Genomic DNA, 20,192 nt, shown 5'->3' with positions numbered 1-20,192 from the left:
CTCATTATATACGCTGGGGAAAGGGAATTACAAATCCTCGCCTTTCTTACATTACCCGCTTAAACATTTTTTCCAGATCGTATGTGGTAAATCGAATAACGATCGGTCTTCCGTGCGGGCATGTAAATGGCTGACGACATGTTCCCAATCTTACAAACAGCGTCTCTGCCTCAGCTGCTGTCAAGCGCTGATTCGCCTTAATCGATGCTTTGCAAGAGCACATCGTTGCTGAGGCTTCTCTTAATTTCGCAATATCGGGCGCCTTCTCGTTCAACACCCAATCTGTCATTTCTTGAATGATATTGGCTTCTTCCCCCTTAGGGAACCAGTATGGATGAGAACGAATCAGGAACGTTTGCCCGCCGAACGGCTCCATCACGATACCAACCTGCTCCAGCAAATGCATGCGTGAGCGGATACGCTCAGCATCAGCAGGCGTAAACTCCAGCGTAATTGGTAGAAGCAGCTCTTGAGAGGCTTCTACTGGCTTGCCGAAGCGTTCAAAATAATATTCATAATTGATTCGTTCATGCGCAGCATGCTGATCAATTAAATACAGTCCTTCTTCGTTCGATGCTATCAAATATGTGCCATGCAGCTGACCGATATAAGATAGTGCTGGGAATTTCGGCAATGCTGCACTGTCTGCGCTTCCTTCCTCGGTCAACCATTCCTTCCACTTCTCCGTGCCAGCCTTCGTTGTGGACTGCCCGGCTTGCTGCTTCGAATTTGGATACGACTGATATGACTTCGCCTTCGAATCCGAAGCCCCTGCACTGCGGCCTGCATAGGAGGTCGATGGCTCTCGAATGCTTTCACCCGACTCAATGCGGTTCGCAGACAATTGCGAACTTGCAGACTCATCGGGTACAGAGAAGCGCACACCATGATCTGCTGCTTGTTGATGTACTTCTGGTCTGTCAACAGCATCCTCATTGCCAATCGCGGAAGCTTCAGGCTGTATAGCCGCATCAGAGTTTGCATCAGTGCTTGCATTAGTGGTTGCATTAGTGGTTGCATCAGCGCTCATTTCTGATTGCAACAGAATCTTCGCTTCGCTTCCTTCCACCAGCCTTTCAGGACGGTTTGCCAGTTCCCTTACAACTGCACGACGCTGTGAAGAGGAATCAATGGAAGATTCGGAATCATTAGAAGCGATACCAGAAGAATCATTGCCTTTATTCTGTTCCCGATTCTCAGCGGATTCTTGGCTGCGATTTACGATTGACTGATTGGATATCCGAGTCTCATTAGCAGAATTTTGAAAAAATTCCTTTGCCGAAGATGAATCTGATGACGAATCAGATGCTATGACCAGCGCTCCCATCGGCTTCAACTGCTTTTCTTGATTCGCTGCAATCGTCTCTGCCGCTTCCCATTGCAGCTCCGCTTGCTCCACGTACGTTCGTACCTTAGCCTTTGCGGGAGCAGCTTCTGGAATAAGACGCTGCTTGTGCAGCAATGTCTTCACGGTTTCTTCAATGAAGGCACACAGCTCGGCTTCTTTGCTAAAGCGCACCTCCAGCTTGGCAGGATGTACGTTGACATCCACTAGCGAGGGGTGCATGTTAACATGAAGCACAAGCATTGGATAGCGATTAATGGGCAAGAACGTATGATATGCACGAAGAATCGCTTGATTCAGTGGAAAGCTTCTTACATATCTGCCATTTATCATCCATGACATCGCATTGCGGTTCGAACGAGTCAGCTCAGGCTTGCCAATATAGCCTTCCACCTCGAAATCCAAATGCTCCCCTTTAATATGCAACATCCCTTTTGCTGTCTGAACACCGTACACAGAAGCGATAACCTGCAGCAAATCACCATTACCGATTGTTTGCAGCAGCGTATGCTCATTATGCTTCAGGGTGAACGCGATATTGGGATAGGACATTGCCAAACGATAGATTAAATCAGAGATATGGCCAAGCTCTGTCTGGATCGTCTTCATATATTTCAACCGCGCTGGCGTATTATAGAATAAATCGCGAACCGTGATTTCCGTTCCCTGCATGGATTGTGCTGGTTCAAACGATTTAATCGTGCCGCCCTCAATAACAAGGCGTCTGCCTAAGCCGCTCGAATCTGTTGACGTTACCAGCTCTACCTTGGCAACAGCCGCAATACTCGGCAGTGCCTCTCCACGGAACCCTAAGCTGCGAATCGAGAATAGATCCTTTCCTGTCTGAATCTTGCTCGTCGCATGCCGCAAAAATGCATTTTCTGCGTCATCATCACCAATACCAGAGCCATTATCCTTGACTCGGATGAGCTGCAAGCCCCCTTCCTCTACAGACACATCAATGCGTGTTGCTCCTGCATCAATCGAGTTCTCAACTAATTCTTTTACAACTGAAGAAGGCCGCTCCACCACCTCGCCAGCGGCAATCTGGTTGGCAATATGCTCGTCCAACACTTTAATAATGGCCATTTTTGACACCTCCCTAGCTCCCGACTCTGATAGAAATATTCACCATTAACGAATCATTTTCAAAAAATATCAGGTCATTTACGAATCATTTCACGAGCCCGCTTCATTAAGTCATGCAGTTGATTCATAGCTTCCAGAGGGGTCATTGACATTACATCCACATCCGTTAAGGAGCCGATGAATTCCTTCATAGCAGTCACTTCCGCCGCATGTTCGGCTGAAAACTTTTGCTCCTCAAGCTGTTGGCTTTGCTGCGGCTCAACTTGATTGAATTTCTCCGTACCATTTTGCTGCAAATATTCATCTCCAGCTTCTAGTACGTGCTCATCATTCTTCTCAGCCTTTACAACAGGTGGTTCCGCTGATACTGCCGTCTGATCCCAGCCAAATAAGGACAGCTGCTCTACATGATTCTCAGGGCGCTCGCCTTCAGTGTTTGATGTTAACGGCTGTACATTGTCCCGATCAGCAGATTCGTAATGACTTAGCAGGTCATACGCACGATCAATAATCTGATCAGGCAGCCCGGCTAAACGCGCGCAATAGATGCCGTAGCTTGTACTTGCCGCGCCCGAAACCAGCTTGCGGAGGAAAGTAACTTGATTGCCGCTTTCCTGCACAGCCATGCATACATTTTTCAAGCGCTGCAGACGATCGGCCATATGAGCCAGCTCATGGAAATGGGTCGAAACGAGCGCCTTGCAGCCAATTCGATTATGGACATACTCCACTACAGCCTGGGCAATCGACATCCCTTCACTTGTAGACGTCCCACGACCCAGCTCATCGATAATAACCAAGCTGCGGCGCGTTGCCTTTTCTGTCATCACTTGAATGTCCATCATTTCCACCATGAACGTACTCTGTCCGCCTATTAAGTCATCCGCAGCCCCAATTCTCGTGAAGATCCGATCGACAATCGGCATTGATGCCCGTTCTGCAGGAACGAAACAGCCAATCTGCGCCATGATCGAGATAAGGGCTACTTGACGCATGTATGTGCTTTTACCGGCCATATTCGGCCCTGTAATCAGCAGCATCGTCGCATCCTGCTCGGTCAGCTCTGTATCGTTCGCCATGAAGTCTCCGCCCTGCATGACAGCCTCAACGACCGGATGACGGCCTTCTTTGATATGCATATCCAGCTGTTCCGTTAATTCCGGACGAACATATCTCCTTGCTGCACTTACTGCCGCAAGGGATTGATAGACGTCGATTTCAGCAACCGCTTCTGCCAAGGCTTGCAGACGACGAATCTCGCTGCCGATTCGTTGACGCAGCTCACTGAACCGCTCGTATTCCAAGCCGAGCATCTTATCCTCTGCCTCGAGAATCAGTGCTTCCTTCTCCTTCAATTCAGGAGTAACGAACCGCTCTGCATTGGCCAGTGTCTGCTTGCGCTCGTATCGCCCTTCTGGAAGCGAGGACAAATTCGACTTCGTTACCTCAATGTAGTAACCGAATACTTTGTTGTATCCGATCTTCAGCGACTTAATGCCGGTTGACTCCTTCTCTTTCCGCTCTAATTCGGCGATCCAGCGCTTGCCGTTCACACTCGCTTCTCGCAGCTGGTCGAGATATTCATCATAACCTGGCTTAATAAGCCCCCCATCTCGGACTGATACAGGCGGCTCGTCCACAATAGCGCTATCAATCCAATCACGGAGCAGCGTGGCAGACGAGGTCTGTTCGCAAAGCTGCTTCAGCATTGGAATTTGACTTAGTGAAGATTTTAGGGCAACCAGATCGCGTCCATTCGCCGTTCCGAAGGCAATGCGGCCTACGAGCCGCTCCAGATCGTACACCGAGGACAATTGCTCACGCAGTTCTTCTCTCCAAATGAGATGATGATACAGTGTCTCGACGGCTTCCAGCCGTTCCTCAATCACGTTCCGATTCATCAGCGGTTTATCTATCCAGCGGCGCAAAAGTCTTGCCCCCATCGATGTCTCCGTACGATCAAGCAGCCAGAGCAAGGAGCCTTTCTTCGCACGCTCGCGTACCGTCTCCGTAAGCTCCAAATTGCGGCGCGTAAATGGATCAAGCACCAAATATTGATCGGGATCATAGGTTCGAATGTTCGTCAGCTGACTTAATGAGCGCTTCTGAGTTTCCTGCAAATAGCCCATCAGTATCGCAAGCGCCTGCTGCCGTTCATCCTCCAGACGAGTCCAGACTGCTTCTCCAAATTGCTGGCGTGCCAAGGCTTCATCCTGGCGATTCCACTCCGTAAGAAGAACAGAACGGTTCCATGACTTCGTCAGCGGCTCTGCCTCTTGAAGCAGTGCTGCATGACCAATGATTTCAGTCGGCATATAGACATTCAGCTCGTCAATTATCCAGGATTGTCCAATAGGCGCAGATGTTACAATCATTTCTCCCGTGGACAGGTCGCAAGCTGCCAAGGCATTGCTCGTGCTTCCTTGTGAGAGGCACACAAGATAGTGATTCGTCTTGTCATCAAGCAGTTTGCCTTCCATTACGGTGCCCGGCGTAACGATTCGAACGATTTCACGGCGGACGACACCCTTAGCTGTTGCTGGATCCTCCACCTGCTCACATATCGCTACTTTATAACCCTTTTCGATCAAACGTTGAATATAATTATCTGCTGAATGATAAGGCACTCCGCACATTGGAATTCGATCCTCAGCTCCACTGCTGCCTCTTCCCGTCAGTGTAATCTCTAATTCCTTTGATGCTAGAATAGCATCGTCAAAGAACATCTCGTAAAAATCCCCGAGGCGGAAAAACAAAAAGGCATCCTTAACCTGTTCCTTGATGCTTAAGTATTGTTCCATCATCGGTGTCAGCTTCACCATAAACACCCTCCGATAACATAAGTAGAATTTTATTATAGCAAAAAAGGAGCGGCGACTCACGCGCATTTCACGCCGTCACCGCTCACTGGATATCAAGCCATGCATTTCGCAAATCCTCATTCTCGTCCCATGTCCATTTAGCACAAATTCGGTTGCGGAGTGATTGAATGGATTTTTCGACTTCGCATTGTACACTCTTACTATTATCTGTCCGCCGCTCATTCTTGCTTTTCACAGCTTCACACAGCAATTCATCCAGGAGCTCGATCGCCAATTGGCGCATTGGCAGCTTTCCTGCACCTTCATATTGAATATCCTTCTCTGCAGCGTGTGCGTACAAAAATGCCTGAATCACGTCCTGACGTACACTGTCACGCCTTGTAAGCCTTGGATAACATACTACTACCGTATAGAACAAAGTTAGGATCTCTAACGTCAATGCTGGAGTAAAAATGAAGCACGGGAGCGTTCGGTATTCAAATCCGCCTGCTCCGCCGTGGTCATGCTCGCGAACATCCCCGTAGGTTCCGTATCCTGGGCGCCTTTTTCTCGAACCAGAGGGCTGTTCAATGAATGATAGCGGGAATGCGACATAGGTATCCAAGGCTCTTATCAAGTCCGAGGTTAGAGCAACCCCGCTAACATGGATGTGGCCCCCTAACGAAAACCTTCCTCGTGGACATGAGCCACCGAGCCAAACCAGATTGGGTGTCTGCATGCTCGAACTGTGTTTACCCTTAATGATGTTCTCAGCAAGCTGCACCGCCTTGCGTACATGTTCTACAAGCTGTGCAGGCCGTTCAGCAGGTTCAGGACGCAGCTCCATAAGTGGAAATAGAATGCGACCTTGCAGACGTACTGCATCACAGCCTGCAGCACCACTCTTCGGCAAGTAACGCGCAGCGGAAATAATCTTGGCTAAACGGGTATCATACAAAATTAATTCGACATCCATTCCGAGCTTGATCCCCGAACTCCTGTCCTGAATTTGTACCTGCTCAATCGACTCTTCCTGCCATACTGCCGCGTATCTTTCTCGTACCCATGCCGGCATGCGCTGCGGCACAGGATCGATATGCACAATGACATCACCAAGCTGAGGCTCATCCAATACCCCAGCTGGCAATTCTGTCACTCCTTCCTCCGCGGAAGAGGAAGTACAGCGCAGTGTGACCGATGCGATGTCCCAGCCTACGGCATACGCTGCTCTCAGCGCCAACCGAGCCAACCGTCGATACGGCGGCTTGGACCAATCATCAAGCGGATGATACAAAGGCGCCCCCTGCGGCGGGTTGATGCTCTGTGCGGCAGCGACAATTCGGCAGCCATTCACCCAGAAGCAGATCGTGCGTACATAATGCCGTCCCGAATTCGGCGGCAATTCATCTGCCCACGTGGCCCATTCTGCGACAGGGAGTCCCCACAGCTTCAAGCGTTCACGCATGGAGCCTGATTTCCAATAAGAAGCATAGCGATTGAGTACAATTGTTCCTGACTCCGCTTGATGACGGAAGGCAGCATTGTAATCCATTACAGCCTGCAGCGCCATGTTTCGATTCCACCAAACGACAACCTTACCATGTTCCTTCACTGCAATGGACTGGGCACCTGCCCGTTTAAATTTGGACTGGGCAATCGTCTTCACTCTGTATTGCTTCCATATATCCGCTGCTTCCCGATTATCCGTGACGACAATTACCCGTTCATCGCTAACAAGGTCTCGGCTCATGCCTCCATCTCCTTCACAGCCGGCAAATAGATAGCTTCGTACCTTCCATGCTTCATCGTGTCTTCAACAAGTTGTTATGTATTTTGTTTTGAATCCAAAAAAAGGAGGGCTCCCGCCCTCTACAATCATTCCTTTGCTGCATATCCTGTGGGTATATCATCAAGTTTATAGGCACAGGTACTGCAGCAGCTCACCCACCATGCGCATGTTGGTTGAGAGTATCCAAAAAGGAAATAAGAAACCGCCGCAAGCGGTCAGGGCCTGCGGCGATAATTACAACTCCTCATCCGTCAAGTCCGGTTCCAAATCGTCGAAGCTCTCGTCCTGAACGCCAAAATCAAAGTCCTTGTCTTCGAAATCACTGCATCCGTCCTTACATACGAGGACACATACCTTTGTCTCTGCAACCATTTCCACCAGAAACTCCCGTTCAACACGAATGGTCACACCGCGCCCATGAGAAGATACACTTGCTTCCACACAGTTCGGCTCCTGAACCGCATCGGCAGATACCTCGACAGTGGAAGAGCGGTGTTTCGGATCTACATACGACAACGGAACGAGATCTACATACGACACCGTTTCTTTCGCAACGTCAGTTTGGGAATTGTTGTCGTATGAATACCAGATGTTGATATCGTAAGTACCAATTACTTCAATGCCGTCTCCTGCCCGCACCGATTCATATTGATGGTTTATGATCCATGCCCCCAATATGCTTGTCGGATGATTAGGCGGAGAGACGGTATGTGTGACGACAGAGAACTTACGACCTTTGCCGCAGATTGCTTTCGTGATGATTTCCCGGCAGTGGTGTTTTTCTATGTTTGCCATCCTGTGGACCTCCTCCATACAATCATTCAATTAAAGTGTATGCAGGACATTCGTCTAGGGTGACAACAATTTTATCAGAGTTGACTCATTTTTTGAGAGTAGCGAAATGCTGGCCTGGCGCGGGTTATACGCCAAGGCGAAGTTGTTTCTTATCTCTTTTCGCTATCTTCAAATATTGCTGCAGCTCACGAATTACTTGCAAGACTGCCGCTCGTACTTCAAATTCACCTCTTGTTGCCGGCAGATCCATTTGACGGAATACCTTGTCCAACTCATTAATAAGCTGTTCTGTTTTCCCTGTATAATGCGGCTCCTTCACATCTTCGCTCAATTGATCGAACACATCCGCCACCAAATAACACTGAGGAAATGATTGATACACTTGGGAGAGAAGCTGCAAAATCCCCTGCACATTCTCAAGCTGCGCTTTGCGCATATAGAAATAGAGCAGCCATTGTTCATCTGCATGGATATCTTCCGTACGCATCAGACGATTTTCCAGCGCCTTGGACGCGATAAAGATCCCCTCATCCACTTTCTCATCTGCATCAATAATTTCATGCCCGTCCCATACATAAGTCGTATCCCGCAAGTTACTGCTGATTTGGGTGAATATGCGAGAGAAGTAAGCATCTACTTCCTTTTTGATCCGGACAAGCTTATCTTCTTCATTTGGCATATATACCAGATTCACAATGCTGGCCGCGCCAAGCCCGATTGCCAGCAGCAACATCTCATTCAATACACCGTGCAGCGTTAATGTTCCGGCCCCATAGATATGAAACACAACGACTGAGCTTGTTACGATTCCTTCTTTGAAATTGAGCTTTGCGATAATCGGAAACGCCACTAATATGTATAATGCCAGCACCCATAGCTCGAAGCCGAGAAGCCCGAACAGCAATGAAGCAAGAAGCAAGCCGACAACCGACGCCATGAACCGTGCCGACACCGTCCGTATGCTGCGCTTGCGGGTGACATCCACACCGAGAATGGCAAGCAGCCCCGCTCCCAGCGGATTCATCGCCCCTACAAGATTGGCAACAATAATCGCTAGGATAGAGGCGATCGCCGTTTTAATGACACGAATACCAACAAATCCGAACACCATGTGTAAGAACGCTCCTTCAATGTAACCCTGATGTAATTTTACTATGATACATGTTCATTATATCGACTCAGATAACGTGTTGCAAAAAAAGAGGAATGCCATTCATTGGCATTCCCCGAGATATCAAGCACCCTCTCGTCTACGGCTATTGTACGCCGCAATTAGGCACGATTTACGATTTTACGTTCTAAGAAAGCGACTCCCTTATACATCAGGGTGGCCACAACCGCAATAATGACAAGCGAGGACATGACCAGTGTAAAATTAAATACCTGAAATCCATATATGATTAAATATCCAAGTCCGACCTTGGATACAAGAAATTCGCCAACGATAACGCCTACCCATGCAAGCCCTACATTTACTTTCAATGTAGATACGATGGCAGGAAATGAAGCAGGCAATATAACCTTGAGAAATATCGTCCTTTTCCCACCACCAAATACCTGGACAACCTTCACGTAATTCGGATCGACCTCGCGAAAGCTATTGTATACAACGATCGTCGTAATGATCACCGTAATCGATAAAGTTGTCACGACAATAGCCGTGAATCCAGCCCCGAATCCGACAATAAACAAAGGGCCAAGCGCGACCTTCGGCATACTGTTGAAGACAACCATATATGGATCAAGCACTCTGGCGAGAAATTCCGACCACCAAATCAGTACGGCAAGCAGCGTACCGAATACCGTACCGAGCACAAAACCCACAATAGTCTCCCCTACAGTCATCCCCAGATGCGGCCAGATGGAGCCGTTCATTACATCCTGCACAATTTGAGCGCCTACCTTGCTTGGATAACTGAATAACAGGACATCAATCCACTTCAGTCGTCCTGCAATCTCCCACAAAGCAATACAGGCGACCAGGATCACAACCTGTGTCACCATTACTGAAGTTGACAGTGCACGTCTTCGCGCGCGATATTGCGAGTAGGTCGATGCTACAAGCTGCTCCGTATTGTCCGAAGAATGGGACGGGGGCGTCGAATCATCAAACTCCGAGTGTCGGGCCATTGCTTTCCCTCCGATCTGACTCCTCAAGCTCTTTCCACAGGTCGTGGAAAAGATCATTAAATCCCGCCTGTTCTCGAGCATAGAATGGCGGGGATTTGCGAATGGACTCAGGTATAATGAATGTGCGGCGAATGCTGCCTGGATCGCGGTTTAATACAATGACCCGGTCACTCACCGCTATCGCTTCTGATAGGTCGTGGGTGACTAGAATAGCCGTCTTGTTCCGCAGCCTTAAGGTTTCTACAATTAAGTCCTCCAGTTGCAGCTTTGTTTGATAATCCAAGGCCGAGAATGGTTCATCCAGCAGCATCAGCTCTGGTTCCGTTGCTAATGTCCGTACAAGCGCAACTCGCTGGCGCATTCCGCCGGACAATTGATGAGGAAATAACTTTTCTGTCCCTTCAAGTCCCATTCCATTGAGCAGTTGAACCACTTTCTCTTTCATCTCGGAGGTCAACTGCTTCGTAAGCTCCAACCCCATACATGCATTGTCCAGAATGGTTCTCCACGGAAATAGATAGTCCTGCTGAAGCATATAGCCGACATGGGATGAAGTGCCCCTCACTTGCTCCCCGTATACTTTTACATGACCGTAAGTTGGCTTCATCAAGCCAGCAATAATAGAAAGGATTGTCGTCTTGCCGCAGCCGCTCGGACCAACTAAACTGACAAATTCGCCAGGCATAATTGAGGCAGTTAGTTCATTAACCGCCAGCTTGGCTTCACGATCCGTCACATATACATGAGTCACGCGAGATAGTTCTACAGCTGGTACCATTGAGGCGCCTCCCTTCGAATGAGATGATGGCATCCGTCATTTCACCTGCTGGATCGCTTTTTTAGCAAATTCATTGTTAACGATTTGTTCGTGATGCACGCGAGCTTTCAACTCTCCAGCTGAGTCAAGAACATCCAGCAAGTGATTCCACTCCTGCTCATCCAGTATCGGATCTGTAGCATACGACTTCTGATCCTTATAACGCTTTACAGCACTCGCAACAATATTCCGATCAGCGTCCTTGAAGTAAGGAAGGATGGCATCTGTCACTTCTTCAGCGGATTGTTTTTCAACCCATTGCTGTGCTTTATAAATCGCATTGGTGAACTTTTGAATGGCATCCTTATTTTTGAGAGGTTGCTTTGCTTGGACATGAAAGCCGTATAAGGAAGCTTGCCGCTCTCTACGCCAAATGATGCCACAACATAACCTTTGGCTTCTTTTTCAAAAATGGAAGCCTGCGGCTCGAAGAGCTGCACATATTCGCCAGTTCCTGAAGCGAAAGCAGTCGCTACATTGGCAAAGTCGATATTTTGAATCAGCTTCAAGTCTTTTTGCGGATCAATACTGTGTTTCTTCAGCGTAAACTCACCTGCCATTTGTGGCATTCCGCCTTTACGCTGACCCAGAAATACACTGCCTTTCAGTTGATTCCAATCGAAATTGTCCTGCTTCTCTCGAGCAACAAGGAATGTCCCGTCTGTCTGTGTAAGCTGGGCAAAGTTGATAACCGGATCCTCTGCCCCCTGTTGTGCTACATAAACAGATGTTTCTGACCCGACGAGCGCAACATCAATACCTCCTGAGAGCAGCGCAGTCATTGTCTTGTCTCCGCCAGAGGTCGTCTGCAGATCTACGTCCAATCCTTCTTCCTTGAAAAAGCCCTTGCCAAGCGCAACGTATTCTGGGGCATAGAATATAGAACGCGTCACTTCTCCGACCTTAATCTTCACTAAACCATTGTCGGAGCCACACGCACTTAGCACCAGCACAGTAAAAACCACAAACGCCAAGGCGCTTAATCGCCACTTGTGTCTCACCCGATATCTATCCTCCTTATCTGAAATGGGTAGTATGAACCTTTACACTTAGCCTGCATCGAGCTGTTCAATCGAGATCGAGTAAACGAAGTACACGGCTGCAATTGAATCTGCCCTGTTGTTCGGTTATAGCATTGTATGCACGCATAGTTGAATTGGTTATTTGCCCGCAATCGGATATCAATCATCAGACAATGGATATCACCAAAAAACGCAGTCCCCTAGAGGACTGCGTTCTTATTACGAAATCGATTCGATTACATGCCGTACACTTCGTTGGTCTTCTTCGTCAAATAATCAACTAAATATTGCGGGTTCAATGCCTCTCCTGTTATTTTCATAATGATTTCGGAAGGGGTTAACAGTTTGCCATATTGATATACTTGTTCAGTCAACCATTCCTTGATCGGCTCCAATTTCCCTTCTTCAACAAGTGCTTCCAAATTCGGAAGTGCTTTGTGCATCGTATGCATCATTTGCGCGGCATACATATTGCCAAGCGAATACGATGGGAAGTAGCCGAATCCGCCGCCTGACCAGTGCACATCCTGCAGCACGCCTTCGCCAGCATGGCTCGGACTTACACCCAGGTAAGACTCGTACTTTTCTTTCCACACACGAGGAAGATCCTCAACTGGCAGATTTTCGTTGAACAACATCTTCTCAATCTCGTAACGGATAATAATATGCAAATTATACGTCACTTCATCCGCTTCCGTACGGATCAGGGACGGCTCCACGCGGTTGACGGCGCGATAGAAGGTATCCACATCCACTTCGTTCAACTGTTCAGGGAACAAGCGTTGCAGTTCACTGTAGTAGCGATTCCAGAAAGGACGGCTGCGTCCGATCATGTTCTCCCAGAATCGGGATTGCGACTCGTGAATTCCCATTGATGTTCCAGTAGATAACGGCGTGCCGTCAAATTCCTTCTTGATGTTCTGCTCATACAGCGCATGACCGCCCTCGTGCAGAGAGCTGAATATTGCACTTGCCGCATCATCCGTCTTATAGTTCGTCGTAATGCGAACGTCCCCCGAATTCAAGCCGATCATGAACGGGTGCACACTTTCATCCAAGCGGCCTGCCTCGAAATCATATCCCATTTCCTTCAGCAGATGCTGGCTAATTTCCTTCTGCTGTTCGATTGCGTAATCGAGATGCAAGAAATCATGAGCCGGTTGTTCGCCTTTCTCCTGCACAGCATGAACAAGAGGTACGAGACCTTCTTTTAGCTTGCCAAAAATGGCATCCAACTTCTCTACTGTCATTCCTGGCTCGTACATATCAAGCAGCGTGTCATACCGAGTATCCTTCACACCCCAGTAATCGATCAATTGCTGTGTCTTAGCCACGATGTCGCGCAAATATGGAGCAAACATCTCGAAATCAGCCTTTTCTTTCGCTTCCTCCCACATCGTTTCTGCATGTGAGGTCAATACCACATACTCCTGATACAGCTTCGAAGGAATTTTTCGGCTGCGATTGTACTCCTTGCGCGCATCCGTAACCATTTTCCGATCTGCAGCAGACAGCTGCTCGAACACTTCGGATTGCTCCAATGCATCCAAACATTCACCCATCTCATCGGATACGGACAATTTGAACATGTCCTCGGACAACGCTCCGATAGTTTTGGAGCGCTGCTCTGCACCTTTGCGGGGAGCACCCGTGCGCAAATCCCAATGCATGATGCTCAATGCTTCTTCATAACTCTTCAGTTTTGTTGTTATATCCCGAAATTTCTGCAAGATTGCCTCATTTTGCGCATTCATGCACACTTCACCTCGTTTTATGTATGGTCTTTCTTCTTGATGATACGCGGTGAAAACGATATAATCAACATTCGAAAGCGATTGTGAATAACGATTTCTATTTTGGAATCATTTTTAACATGACTATTTCAACTTATTCTCGAACATTAAGCCATAAAGGAGCAGATACGATGTCAATTTCCATTCAAGTGACTGCAGCAGCAGAACAGCAGCTCCAGCAGCGTCTCAGCTCCGCAAATGGCGGAATCATTAAGCTTGTACACGATACGGACGGTTGCGGCTGTGCCGTCAACGGAGTACCTGCAATTTGGATTATCCCACATGCTGACGCGGATGACTTGCCAATACCTTGCAATGCGCCGCTTGAATTCGTTATGAACCGGCATCATATTGTGTTCTTTGATGAGAAATTGAACCTTGATGTATCGGGAAGCAGCGGCTTTTACAAGCTGAGCAGTGCACAACAAATTTATTCCACACACGTCGCATGCCATGATTACCGTGACAAATGAGGCGTCAACATGTAAGGGAGGAAATAACATGTCAAACATGTCTAACATCTTAGATTTCAACCGTGAATTCGTCGAGAAACGCGAATATGAACAGTATTTAACGGACAAATTCCCCGACAAGAAAATGGTCATAATTACATGCATGGATACTCGACTCGTCGAGCTCCTTCCAAAAGCAATGAATTTGCGAAATGGCGACGTCAAAATTATTAAAAACGCAGGTGCAATTATTTCACAACCATTCGGAAGTGTTGTGCGGAGTGTGCTTGTCGCTATTTACGAGCTCGAAGCAGATGAAGTTATCGTTATCGGACACTATGGCTGCGGGATGACTGGCTTGAATTCTCAACATATTATTGACAAGGCCAAACAGCGCGGCGTTGAGGATGTTGTTCTGGATACGCTGACGAACTCTGGAATTAAGCTGCACCACTGGCTGCGAGGCTTCAATGATGTCCATGAAGGGGTTATGAACAGTGTGCAAGTGCTTCGTAAGCACCCGCTGCTCCCTTCAGATGTACCGGTTCATGGTATGGTTATTCATCCTGATACGGGTGCATTGGAATGGATAGCAGATGGATATCGCTACTTGGATAACAACGATGCGGAACCAGGGCACCATACGCCCTCAGCTACCCGCTAATTCCGTTACATAGACACGGGCAAAGCTCCTGCATTAGAACGGGATTCCCTTTCTAGTGCAGGAGCTTTTTGCGTTTGTAAAATGCCAATGGAGATACAATTGTTCATTTAGGAAGGTACGGTACCCAATGACCCGCTGTAATTTCGACCAATCGGAAACGCTCCAGCTAATAAGGATCTGATCACAAAGGGATATTTTTTTACCCATAAGCTCCCTCCTTCCTGAAACAGGTTGTACCTGTTTGCTTATGGATTATTGACACTGATTATCAACGAGATGAAAAGTGGACTCACCATCATGTATTTTATTGATAGCAGTCATCATTATTGCGCTTTACAACGACGCTTCCTGGATTCACCCCATATTTTCGGCGAAAAGCTTCCGAGAAGTAACTCGCATTCGTGTACCCTACTTCAAATGCGGTTTCCGTCACGTTCAGCTTCCCTTGCTGAAGGAGAAGTAACGCCTTCTCCAAACGCTTTTCTCGTAAATAGCCAAACACTGTCGTGCCATACATCTCTTTAAAGCTGTTTTTTAGCTTAAAAATCGTTCAGTCCAACCATTTTAGACAGCTCGAGCAATGATGGAGGATCTGCCATTTGCTGCAAAATAATATCCTTTGCGTCCTTTATTTTTTGCATATCCAATTTTGTTAACGTTCTGGATCTGCTGCATCGTTCATTGAAAAACTGATGAAAGGCTTCAGCCAGTAATTCCATTACTCTGCATTCCAGCTCGATATTTTTGGTATAAGCGATCGTCGATGCGTCTAATATTTGTTGCAACCGTATTGTTGTCGTTGGCGTGATGGCTTCATGCTCACAATAATAGGAGCGGATTCCCAGAATATGGGCAAAATCAATTTTTCGAGTCCCGTCGCTTTCCTCCATAAAATGATGAAACGTGTGGATCGGGATGCCGATACTTACCATATGATACGTTGTATTTCCAATGAACTCAAAGCTCGCATTCGCTTGATTAATGAATTGCAGTGAGCAACTGTCCGGTGAAAATTCATTTTTGACCCCGGCGATGCTCACTTCCCGAGCACCTTTCAGGCAATACTGAAGCTCAACCATAGCCGCCTTTGTCCGAAGCGATACGGTTCGATCATTGTGCATCGAATATTTAGAAACAATAACTTCGATATCCGTACGAGGAATGAACCTTCGAATCGCGCCTTCTCCTATATGTGCAGGAAGCAGCAATTGCTCATTACGCTTTCCGTCGCTTCTTTGCATTTCAAGCCCGTCAAAAAACTGATTGAAATTATGATGAAAGTCGGTTTGCATCATCCTTTTACGATCTCCGTGTTTAATTAGTAATCGTTGCTCTTGCTTCATGAATGCAAAATAAACTATTATAACTGGAATACTGTCTCTTGGAGCGTCTGTTCTAAAAAATTCGTATCTAAATGCTCACCAATTACAACGAGTACATCCTTCACTTCACCTTGTGGTGCAACCGGGATAAAATCAGATGTTCGATAAGCGAATTGAAACATATATCGTTTCGTTGTGTCCGTAAAGCTGACAATCCCTTTTGCCCGGTACACGTTCGCAGGCAGCGAGGACAGCCACTGTTCAAAGCGTTCACTGTCCATTGGTTGCGTCAAAGAGTATGTCCACGCGGTAACAAAGTCATGAGCATGTGCATGATGATGCGCTTCATGCTTTGTATGTTCCATAGGCTGCTCACTATGTTCATGGCTCACGGAGGCATCGATTTGATTGTCGGACTGTAAATCATCCTTAACGAATAAACGGGATCCTCCGGCATTTATGCAGCTTTGAAGCCACATCTCTCGTCCCATAACAGCGTGATCGGTGATGACATGCTTCGCATGTTCATTCCATTTCCGTACCTGCTGCTGTACAAGTTCAATTTGATCCGCAATTGCCAAGTCAGACTTATTCAGCAGGATCATATGCGCTGCACGGATTTGTTCTTCCAGCAATCGCACCATCTTGCGATTCGCCTTTTGCAGCCCAGATTCATCTGCCAACAAATCTCCAAGATGCTTGACATCTACTACGGTCACAATATTCGTCAATACGATCTGGGAGTAAAGGGATACTTCAGTAATCGACTCGACTAGTTCCATAGGCTCTGCAATCCCCGTGCATTCCACATAGATGACATCAGGATTCTCCTCCTGTACAAGCTCGTACAGCTTCATACTGAAATCACCACGGAAAGAACAGCATATGCATCCTCCGAGCATTTCCTTCATGGCTACTTCTGGCGGAAGCTGCTGGCCATCAAGATTCACCTCGCCGACTTCGTTCATTATGACGGCGGGAACCAGTTGAGCCTCTGTGCTCCACTGCAGCCACTGCTTCAAAAGAGTTGTCTTCCCAGTACCTAAAAATCCAGATAATATAATAACCGGTATCGTCCGGTTTTGTGTACGATGTGATAATGGCATTGACAATAACCCCATTTCCTTATCATGCTTGCTCCCCAATCATACCCCCTTGTTCTATACGACGCAACAGCCCCTGTTCAGACAAGGTCTGCCCCATTTCAAAAGCACATGAAAAAACGATATCATTATTGTGAAACGATCTTGCTATTATGTATGTTTTTACATATAATGGTCATTGTATATTTCTTTAGGAATGATAGAAGGGGTCAATCGAAATAAGGAGGGGTTAGAGTTGCTAAACACACTATCATACGGTCTGCTTGGCTTGCTGGCTAGCGATTCCTATTCAGGTTACGATCTTATGCTTCGCATACAGCCGTTTTGGCCAGCGAAGCACAGCCAAATCTACCCGCTATTGGCAAAGCTCGAACGTGAGGGACTGGTTCAATTTGTACGCATCGAACAGCGGGACAAGCCTGACAAAAAGGTATACTCCATTACAGAACAAGGGAAATCTGTCGTACTGGATTGGCTAGGGGAACCTCCTGCGGAGCAAACAACACGTGACGAGTTGAGCTTAAAGACAAAGTGCATTTGGATGGCTGAAAAAGAAATTACGATTCCGTTGTTCCTTACCCGCATGAAGCAGTTAGAAACCAAGACAGCTTATTTCGAAAAATTGCTTGATCGCGTTCCAGAAAAAGAACGACATATTCGTTCCAAGCATTTTGGCGACTATATTTTGCTTCACCGTGCCATTTCTCTTGCAGCTGCTCAAATTGAGTGGTGCCGCTGGGTCGTTCAAATGCTAGAACATGATGGTGCCGAGTAAGAAGAGATTCGGTTTCCCGTCCGTGCCGTGCTCAATATGCAGACGGGAGCCTGCTCTTCAGCAGGCATCACCCCCGTCTCTCTTGCTTCCTGGTCTCATATGCTTGCTGTCTCGCTTCAATCACATCTGTGCGATCTCGAAGTAAATGCCTATCTCTTATCGCTGCGTCCTGATGGCTGCCATTCGTGCACCAGCCCCATCCCTTTTGCGTACAAAAACGAGTGCATAAGTCTAATAAAATCGGATCCTCAATCGGGAAGTTCCACTCCGAATAATCGGGTACACAGTCAGTCCCCATTTGGGAATCCATCAGCCATACTTTCCGATCTTTCAATTCCTTTTTCAATGTTTCACCATTGAGGCCAATCGCTCCCCAATCAATGAATTCAGCATGTTCCAGTGCACTTGAAAACATTTTCAAGGCTCCTTTTACGTTCCCGCGACGTTCATGGTACAGCCCAACAGCAATTTGAACAAGAGCCAGCCATTGGCGCTTTCGTACCTCAGAGGACTCCTCTTTCCAATATTCCTCCATAATTTCATGACATTCGAACCAATCTCGAGACCCGTGAAAATGAGCCATATATTCAATATACGCTGCCGGATATTGCATTGCGTTCCTCCTTACTACAAATAAGCACATATGACAATGAACTTGATTTCATTTATTGTATCAATTTCAATATTTATTTGAAACCTCTATTTCCTTGAATCCGTATTACTACTTGTCAACAATTATTACATCAATAGGGAGGCAATTCATGCGTAATAAGTGGATTATGGTCGTTATGGCATTCTTCCTTATCTTCGCGGTAACTACACCGACGATGATGGACATTGCCGATGCCAAGCGCGGCGGTTCTTTCCGCTCTGGAGTGCAGAAATACAAGCCTGCTCCAAATAAGTCTACAAATAATCAAGTTAACCGTTCAGACAACACGAATCAGAGTAAAACATCAAGCACGGCACCGACACAAAATCGCGGGTTTTTCAGTGGTGGCAGCCTCATGAAAGGCTTAATGATCGGTGGTTTGGCCGGCATGCTGTTTGGCAGCATGTTCGGTAATCTCGGATTCATGGGAGATATCTTAGGACTCATGATCAACGTTATGGCATTATTCCTTCTCATTAGCCTAGTTATGATGGTTGTGAAGAGGTTCAGAAATAAACGCAACCCATCTACACCTGGCCCTGGGCGGTGGAATTAATGCAATATCGTCTGTCTATGGACGAGCTCATTAATGCTGTATGCCTTCATATTGCAATGCGGAAGCAGGTTCGTCCGGAAGATGTAAACGTTGAGCTCTGCTGGGACGAAGAGCATGGGTTTACTGCTGAGGTGTGGGTGCATGACCGTTCCCAATACTTAGTTGAATCCAATCTGCTCGAAGCCATTGAACAGTATATGAATAACGAGTATGGACAACGAGTATTTCGTCATCAGATTAAGCTTGATGTTGATGAAGAAATGTGGGCAGATATCGACACGAATCAATAATTAGACATAACGTATATAGGAAACGGCAGCTCTTGAGTCAAACGATGACAATCGTTGACCCAAGAAGCTGCCGTTTTTCATTTTCCTTCCTAAGAGGGTAAACCTATTGAGCTGATTGGATTGTAACTCCTGCACTTGCATAGCCTGCAATTGCAATTGGCTCTTGAACCCCTGAAGTCGTTACGAAGAATACCATAAGCAAACGAGTTTGAGGCGGCACTGGGATATTTAATCCCGATACCAATCCATTCACATGCTCACCCGCAGTTATGACTCCAGTCAATGGTGGCTGCAGATCAACAAGTGTTCCCGGAATCGGAGTAAATATATTGTCTGGTGTGGTTGATTGCCACAGTTGTGCATGAATGGTTAAGGATTGATTAACCCCACCCATACAGTCTAAGCAGAGTCCTGTTGTAACACTGAAGTATGCAGCTATAGACGTAATGGTTCCGCCAAGTGGAACTGTAAATGCAAGATTGAGCGGTATACCAGGTCCCCCAGTTAAGTCTATTGTAGGTCCAATAATCGTAGGTGTTGGCGCACTGTTACCGAAACCAATAAGAGCGCCAATTCCTGGTGCACCGCATGGCACAGTCGATAACAAGACTGGAAGAAATGATGCAAACGGAATAATAGATGCCACTACCGGTCCAGGCGCACCCGTTGCTCCCGTTACCCCGGTTGCACCTGTTGCTCCTGTCGCTCCTGTTGCCCCAGTGGCTCCTGTCGCTCCCGTGGCTCCGGTTACTCCTGCTCCCGTTGCTCCTGTTGCTCCTGTCGCACCTGTTGCACCT

The 20,192-nt window shown here is 47.2% G+C and carries 18 protein-coding genes and 1 pseudogene; 5 read left to right on the top strand and 14 right to left on the bottom strand.

Annotation, left to right across the window (positions count from 1 at the left end; genetic code table 11):
• Positions 1-46: 46 nt before the first annotated feature.
• From mutL to PAV_RS21620, 9 genes and pseudogenes are all read right to left on the bottom strand, one after another.
• Positions 47-2,434 carry a DNA mismatch repair endonuclease MutL gene (gene mutL / locus PAV_RS21660; protein WP_005549848.1) on the bottom strand — a complete coding sequence of 796 codons (2,388 nt, stop codon included), beginning with the start codon at positions 2,432-2,434 and terminating at the stop codon, positions 47-49.
• Between the two features lie 74 nt (positions 2,435-2,508).
• Complete coding sequence (gene mutS, locus PAV_RS21655; RefSeq protein ID WP_005549846.1) at positions 2,509-5,256, bottom strand: DNA mismatch repair protein MutS; 2,748 nt, start codon at positions 5,254-5,256, stop codon at positions 2,509-2,511.
• Positions 5,257-5,338: 82 nt separating this feature from the next.
• Positions 5,339-6,985, bottom strand: a complete 1,647-nt coding sequence (locus tag PAV_RS21650) for a putative amidoligase domain-containing protein (protein WP_005549844.1) — start codon at positions 6,983-6,985, stop codon at positions 5,339-5,341.
• A gap of 273 nt (positions 6,986-7,258) precedes the next feature.
• Entirely contained in the window at positions 7,259-7,819 is a 561-nt protein-coding gene (locus PAV_RS21645) for an outer spore coat protein CotE (protein ID WP_005549842.1), read from the bottom strand.
• A gap of 124 nt (positions 7,820-7,943) precedes the next feature.
• A complete protein-coding gene (locus tag PAV_RS21640) occupies positions 7,944-8,930 on the bottom strand; it encodes an aromatic acid exporter family protein (RefSeq protein ID WP_005549841.1) in 987 nt (328 codons plus the stop codon).
• A gap of 161 nt (positions 8,931-9,091) precedes the next feature.
• Positions 9,092-9,949: an ABC transporter permease gene (locus tag PAV_RS21635; RefSeq protein ID WP_005549839.1), complete on the bottom strand. Its 858-nt coding sequence runs from the start codon at positions 9,947-9,949 to the stop codon at positions 9,092-9,094.
• Positions 9,927-10,727 carry an ABC transporter ATP-binding protein gene (locus tag PAV_RS21630; protein ID WP_005549838.1) on the bottom strand — a complete coding sequence of 267 codons (801 nt, stop codon included), beginning with the start codon at positions 10,725-10,727 and terminating at the stop codon, positions 9,927-9,929. Before PAV_RS21630 ends, PAV_RS21635 begins: the two co-directional genes overlap by 23 nt.
• 36 nt (positions 10,728-10,763) lie before the next feature.
• Positions 10,764-11,731 (bottom strand): annotated as a pseudogene (locus tag PAV_RS21625) (ABC transporter substrate-binding protein).
• A gap of 293 nt (positions 11,732-12,024) precedes the next feature.
• On the bottom strand, positions 12,025-13,542 hold the full coding sequence (locus PAV_RS21620; RefSeq protein ID WP_005549835.1) for a carboxypeptidase M32: 1,518 nt from the start codon (positions 13,540-13,542) through the stop codon (positions 12,025-12,027).
• A 170-nt stretch (positions 13,543-13,712) separates the two neighbouring features.
• On the opposite strand from PAV_RS21620, the gene PAV_RS21615 reads away from it, so the two are divergent.
• Positions 13,713-14,054 (top strand): iron-sulfur cluster biosynthesis family protein, encoded by a 342-nt coding sequence (locus PAV_RS21615; RefSeq protein WP_005549833.1) that lies wholly within the window; start codon positions 13,713-13,715, stop codon positions 14,052-14,054.
• Between the two features lie 28 nt (positions 14,055-14,082).
• The gene (locus tag PAV_RS21610) at positions 14,083-14,697 is read left to right on the top strand and encodes a beta-class carbonic anhydrase (RefSeq protein ID WP_005549831.1); all 615 of its coding nucleotides are present in this window, start codon (positions 14,083-14,085) and stop codon (positions 14,695-14,697) included.
• Between the two features lie 304 nt (positions 14,698-15,001).
• On the opposite strand, the gene PAV_RS37395 is transcribed toward PAV_RS21610, so the two are convergent.
• The 3 genes from PAV_RS37395 to PAV_RS21600 all read right to left on the bottom strand — a co-directional run bounded on the left by PAV_RS37395 (position 15,002) and on the right by PAV_RS21600 (position 17,164).
• Entirely contained in the window at positions 15,002-15,214 is a 213-nt protein-coding gene (locus PAV_RS37395) for a helix-turn-helix domain-containing protein (RefSeq protein WP_005549828.1), read from the bottom strand.
• A 22-nt stretch (positions 15,215-15,236) separates the two neighbouring features.
• Complete coding sequence (locus PAV_RS21605; RefSeq protein WP_005549826.1) at positions 15,237-15,992, bottom strand: hypothetical protein; 756 nt, start codon at positions 15,990-15,992, stop codon at positions 15,237-15,239.
• Positions 15,993-16,057: 65 nt separating this feature from the next.
• Positions 16,058-17,164, bottom strand: a complete 1,107-nt coding sequence (locus tag PAV_RS21600; RefSeq protein WP_005549824.1) for a CobW family GTP-binding protein — start codon at positions 17,162-17,164, stop codon at positions 16,058-16,060.
• 193 nt (positions 17,165-17,357) lie between these two features.
• Here PAV_RS21600 and PAV_RS21595 point away from each other — a divergent pair, with 193 nt between their 5' ends.
• Positions 17,358-17,897 (top strand): PadR family transcriptional regulator, encoded by a 540-nt coding sequence (locus tag PAV_RS21595; RefSeq protein WP_005549822.1) that lies wholly within the window; start codon positions 17,358-17,360, stop codon positions 17,895-17,897.
• Between the two features lie 67 nt (positions 17,898-17,964).
• Here PAV_RS21595 and PAV_RS21590 read toward each other — a convergent pair whose 3' ends face one another.
• Entirely contained in the window at positions 17,965-18,510 is a 546-nt protein-coding gene (locus PAV_RS21590; protein WP_005549821.1) for a DUF309 domain-containing protein, read from the bottom strand.
• A gap of 148 nt (positions 18,511-18,658) precedes the next feature.
• Here PAV_RS21590 and PAV_RS21585 point away from each other — a divergent pair, with 148 nt between their 5' ends.
• On the top strand, positions 18,659-19,105 hold the full coding sequence (locus tag PAV_RS21585; protein WP_005549820.1) for a hypothetical protein: 447 nt from the start codon (positions 18,659-18,661) through the stop codon (positions 19,103-19,105).
• Complete coding sequence (locus PAV_RS21580; RefSeq protein ID WP_005549819.1) at positions 19,105-19,395, top strand: YxcD family protein; 291 nt, start codon at positions 19,105-19,107, stop codon at positions 19,393-19,395. The genes PAV_RS21585 and PAV_RS21580 overlap by 1 nt, the downstream gene beginning before the upstream one ends.
• A 103-nt stretch (positions 19,396-19,498) precedes the next feature.
• On the opposite strand, the gene PAV_RS21575 is transcribed toward PAV_RS21580, so the two are convergent.
• A partial coding sequence (locus PAV_RS21575; protein WP_040736498.1) for an exosporium glycoprotein BclB-related protein occupies positions 19,499-20,192 on the bottom strand: 694 nt, incomplete at its 5' end.

The sequence above is a fragment of the Paenibacillus alvei DSM 29 genome, assembly GCF_000293805.1.
GTDB lineage: Bacteria > Bacillota > Bacilli > Paenibacillales > Paenibacillaceae > Paenibacillus_B > Paenibacillus_B alvei.
This window is presented reverse-complemented; position numbering and strand designations above follow the sequence as displayed.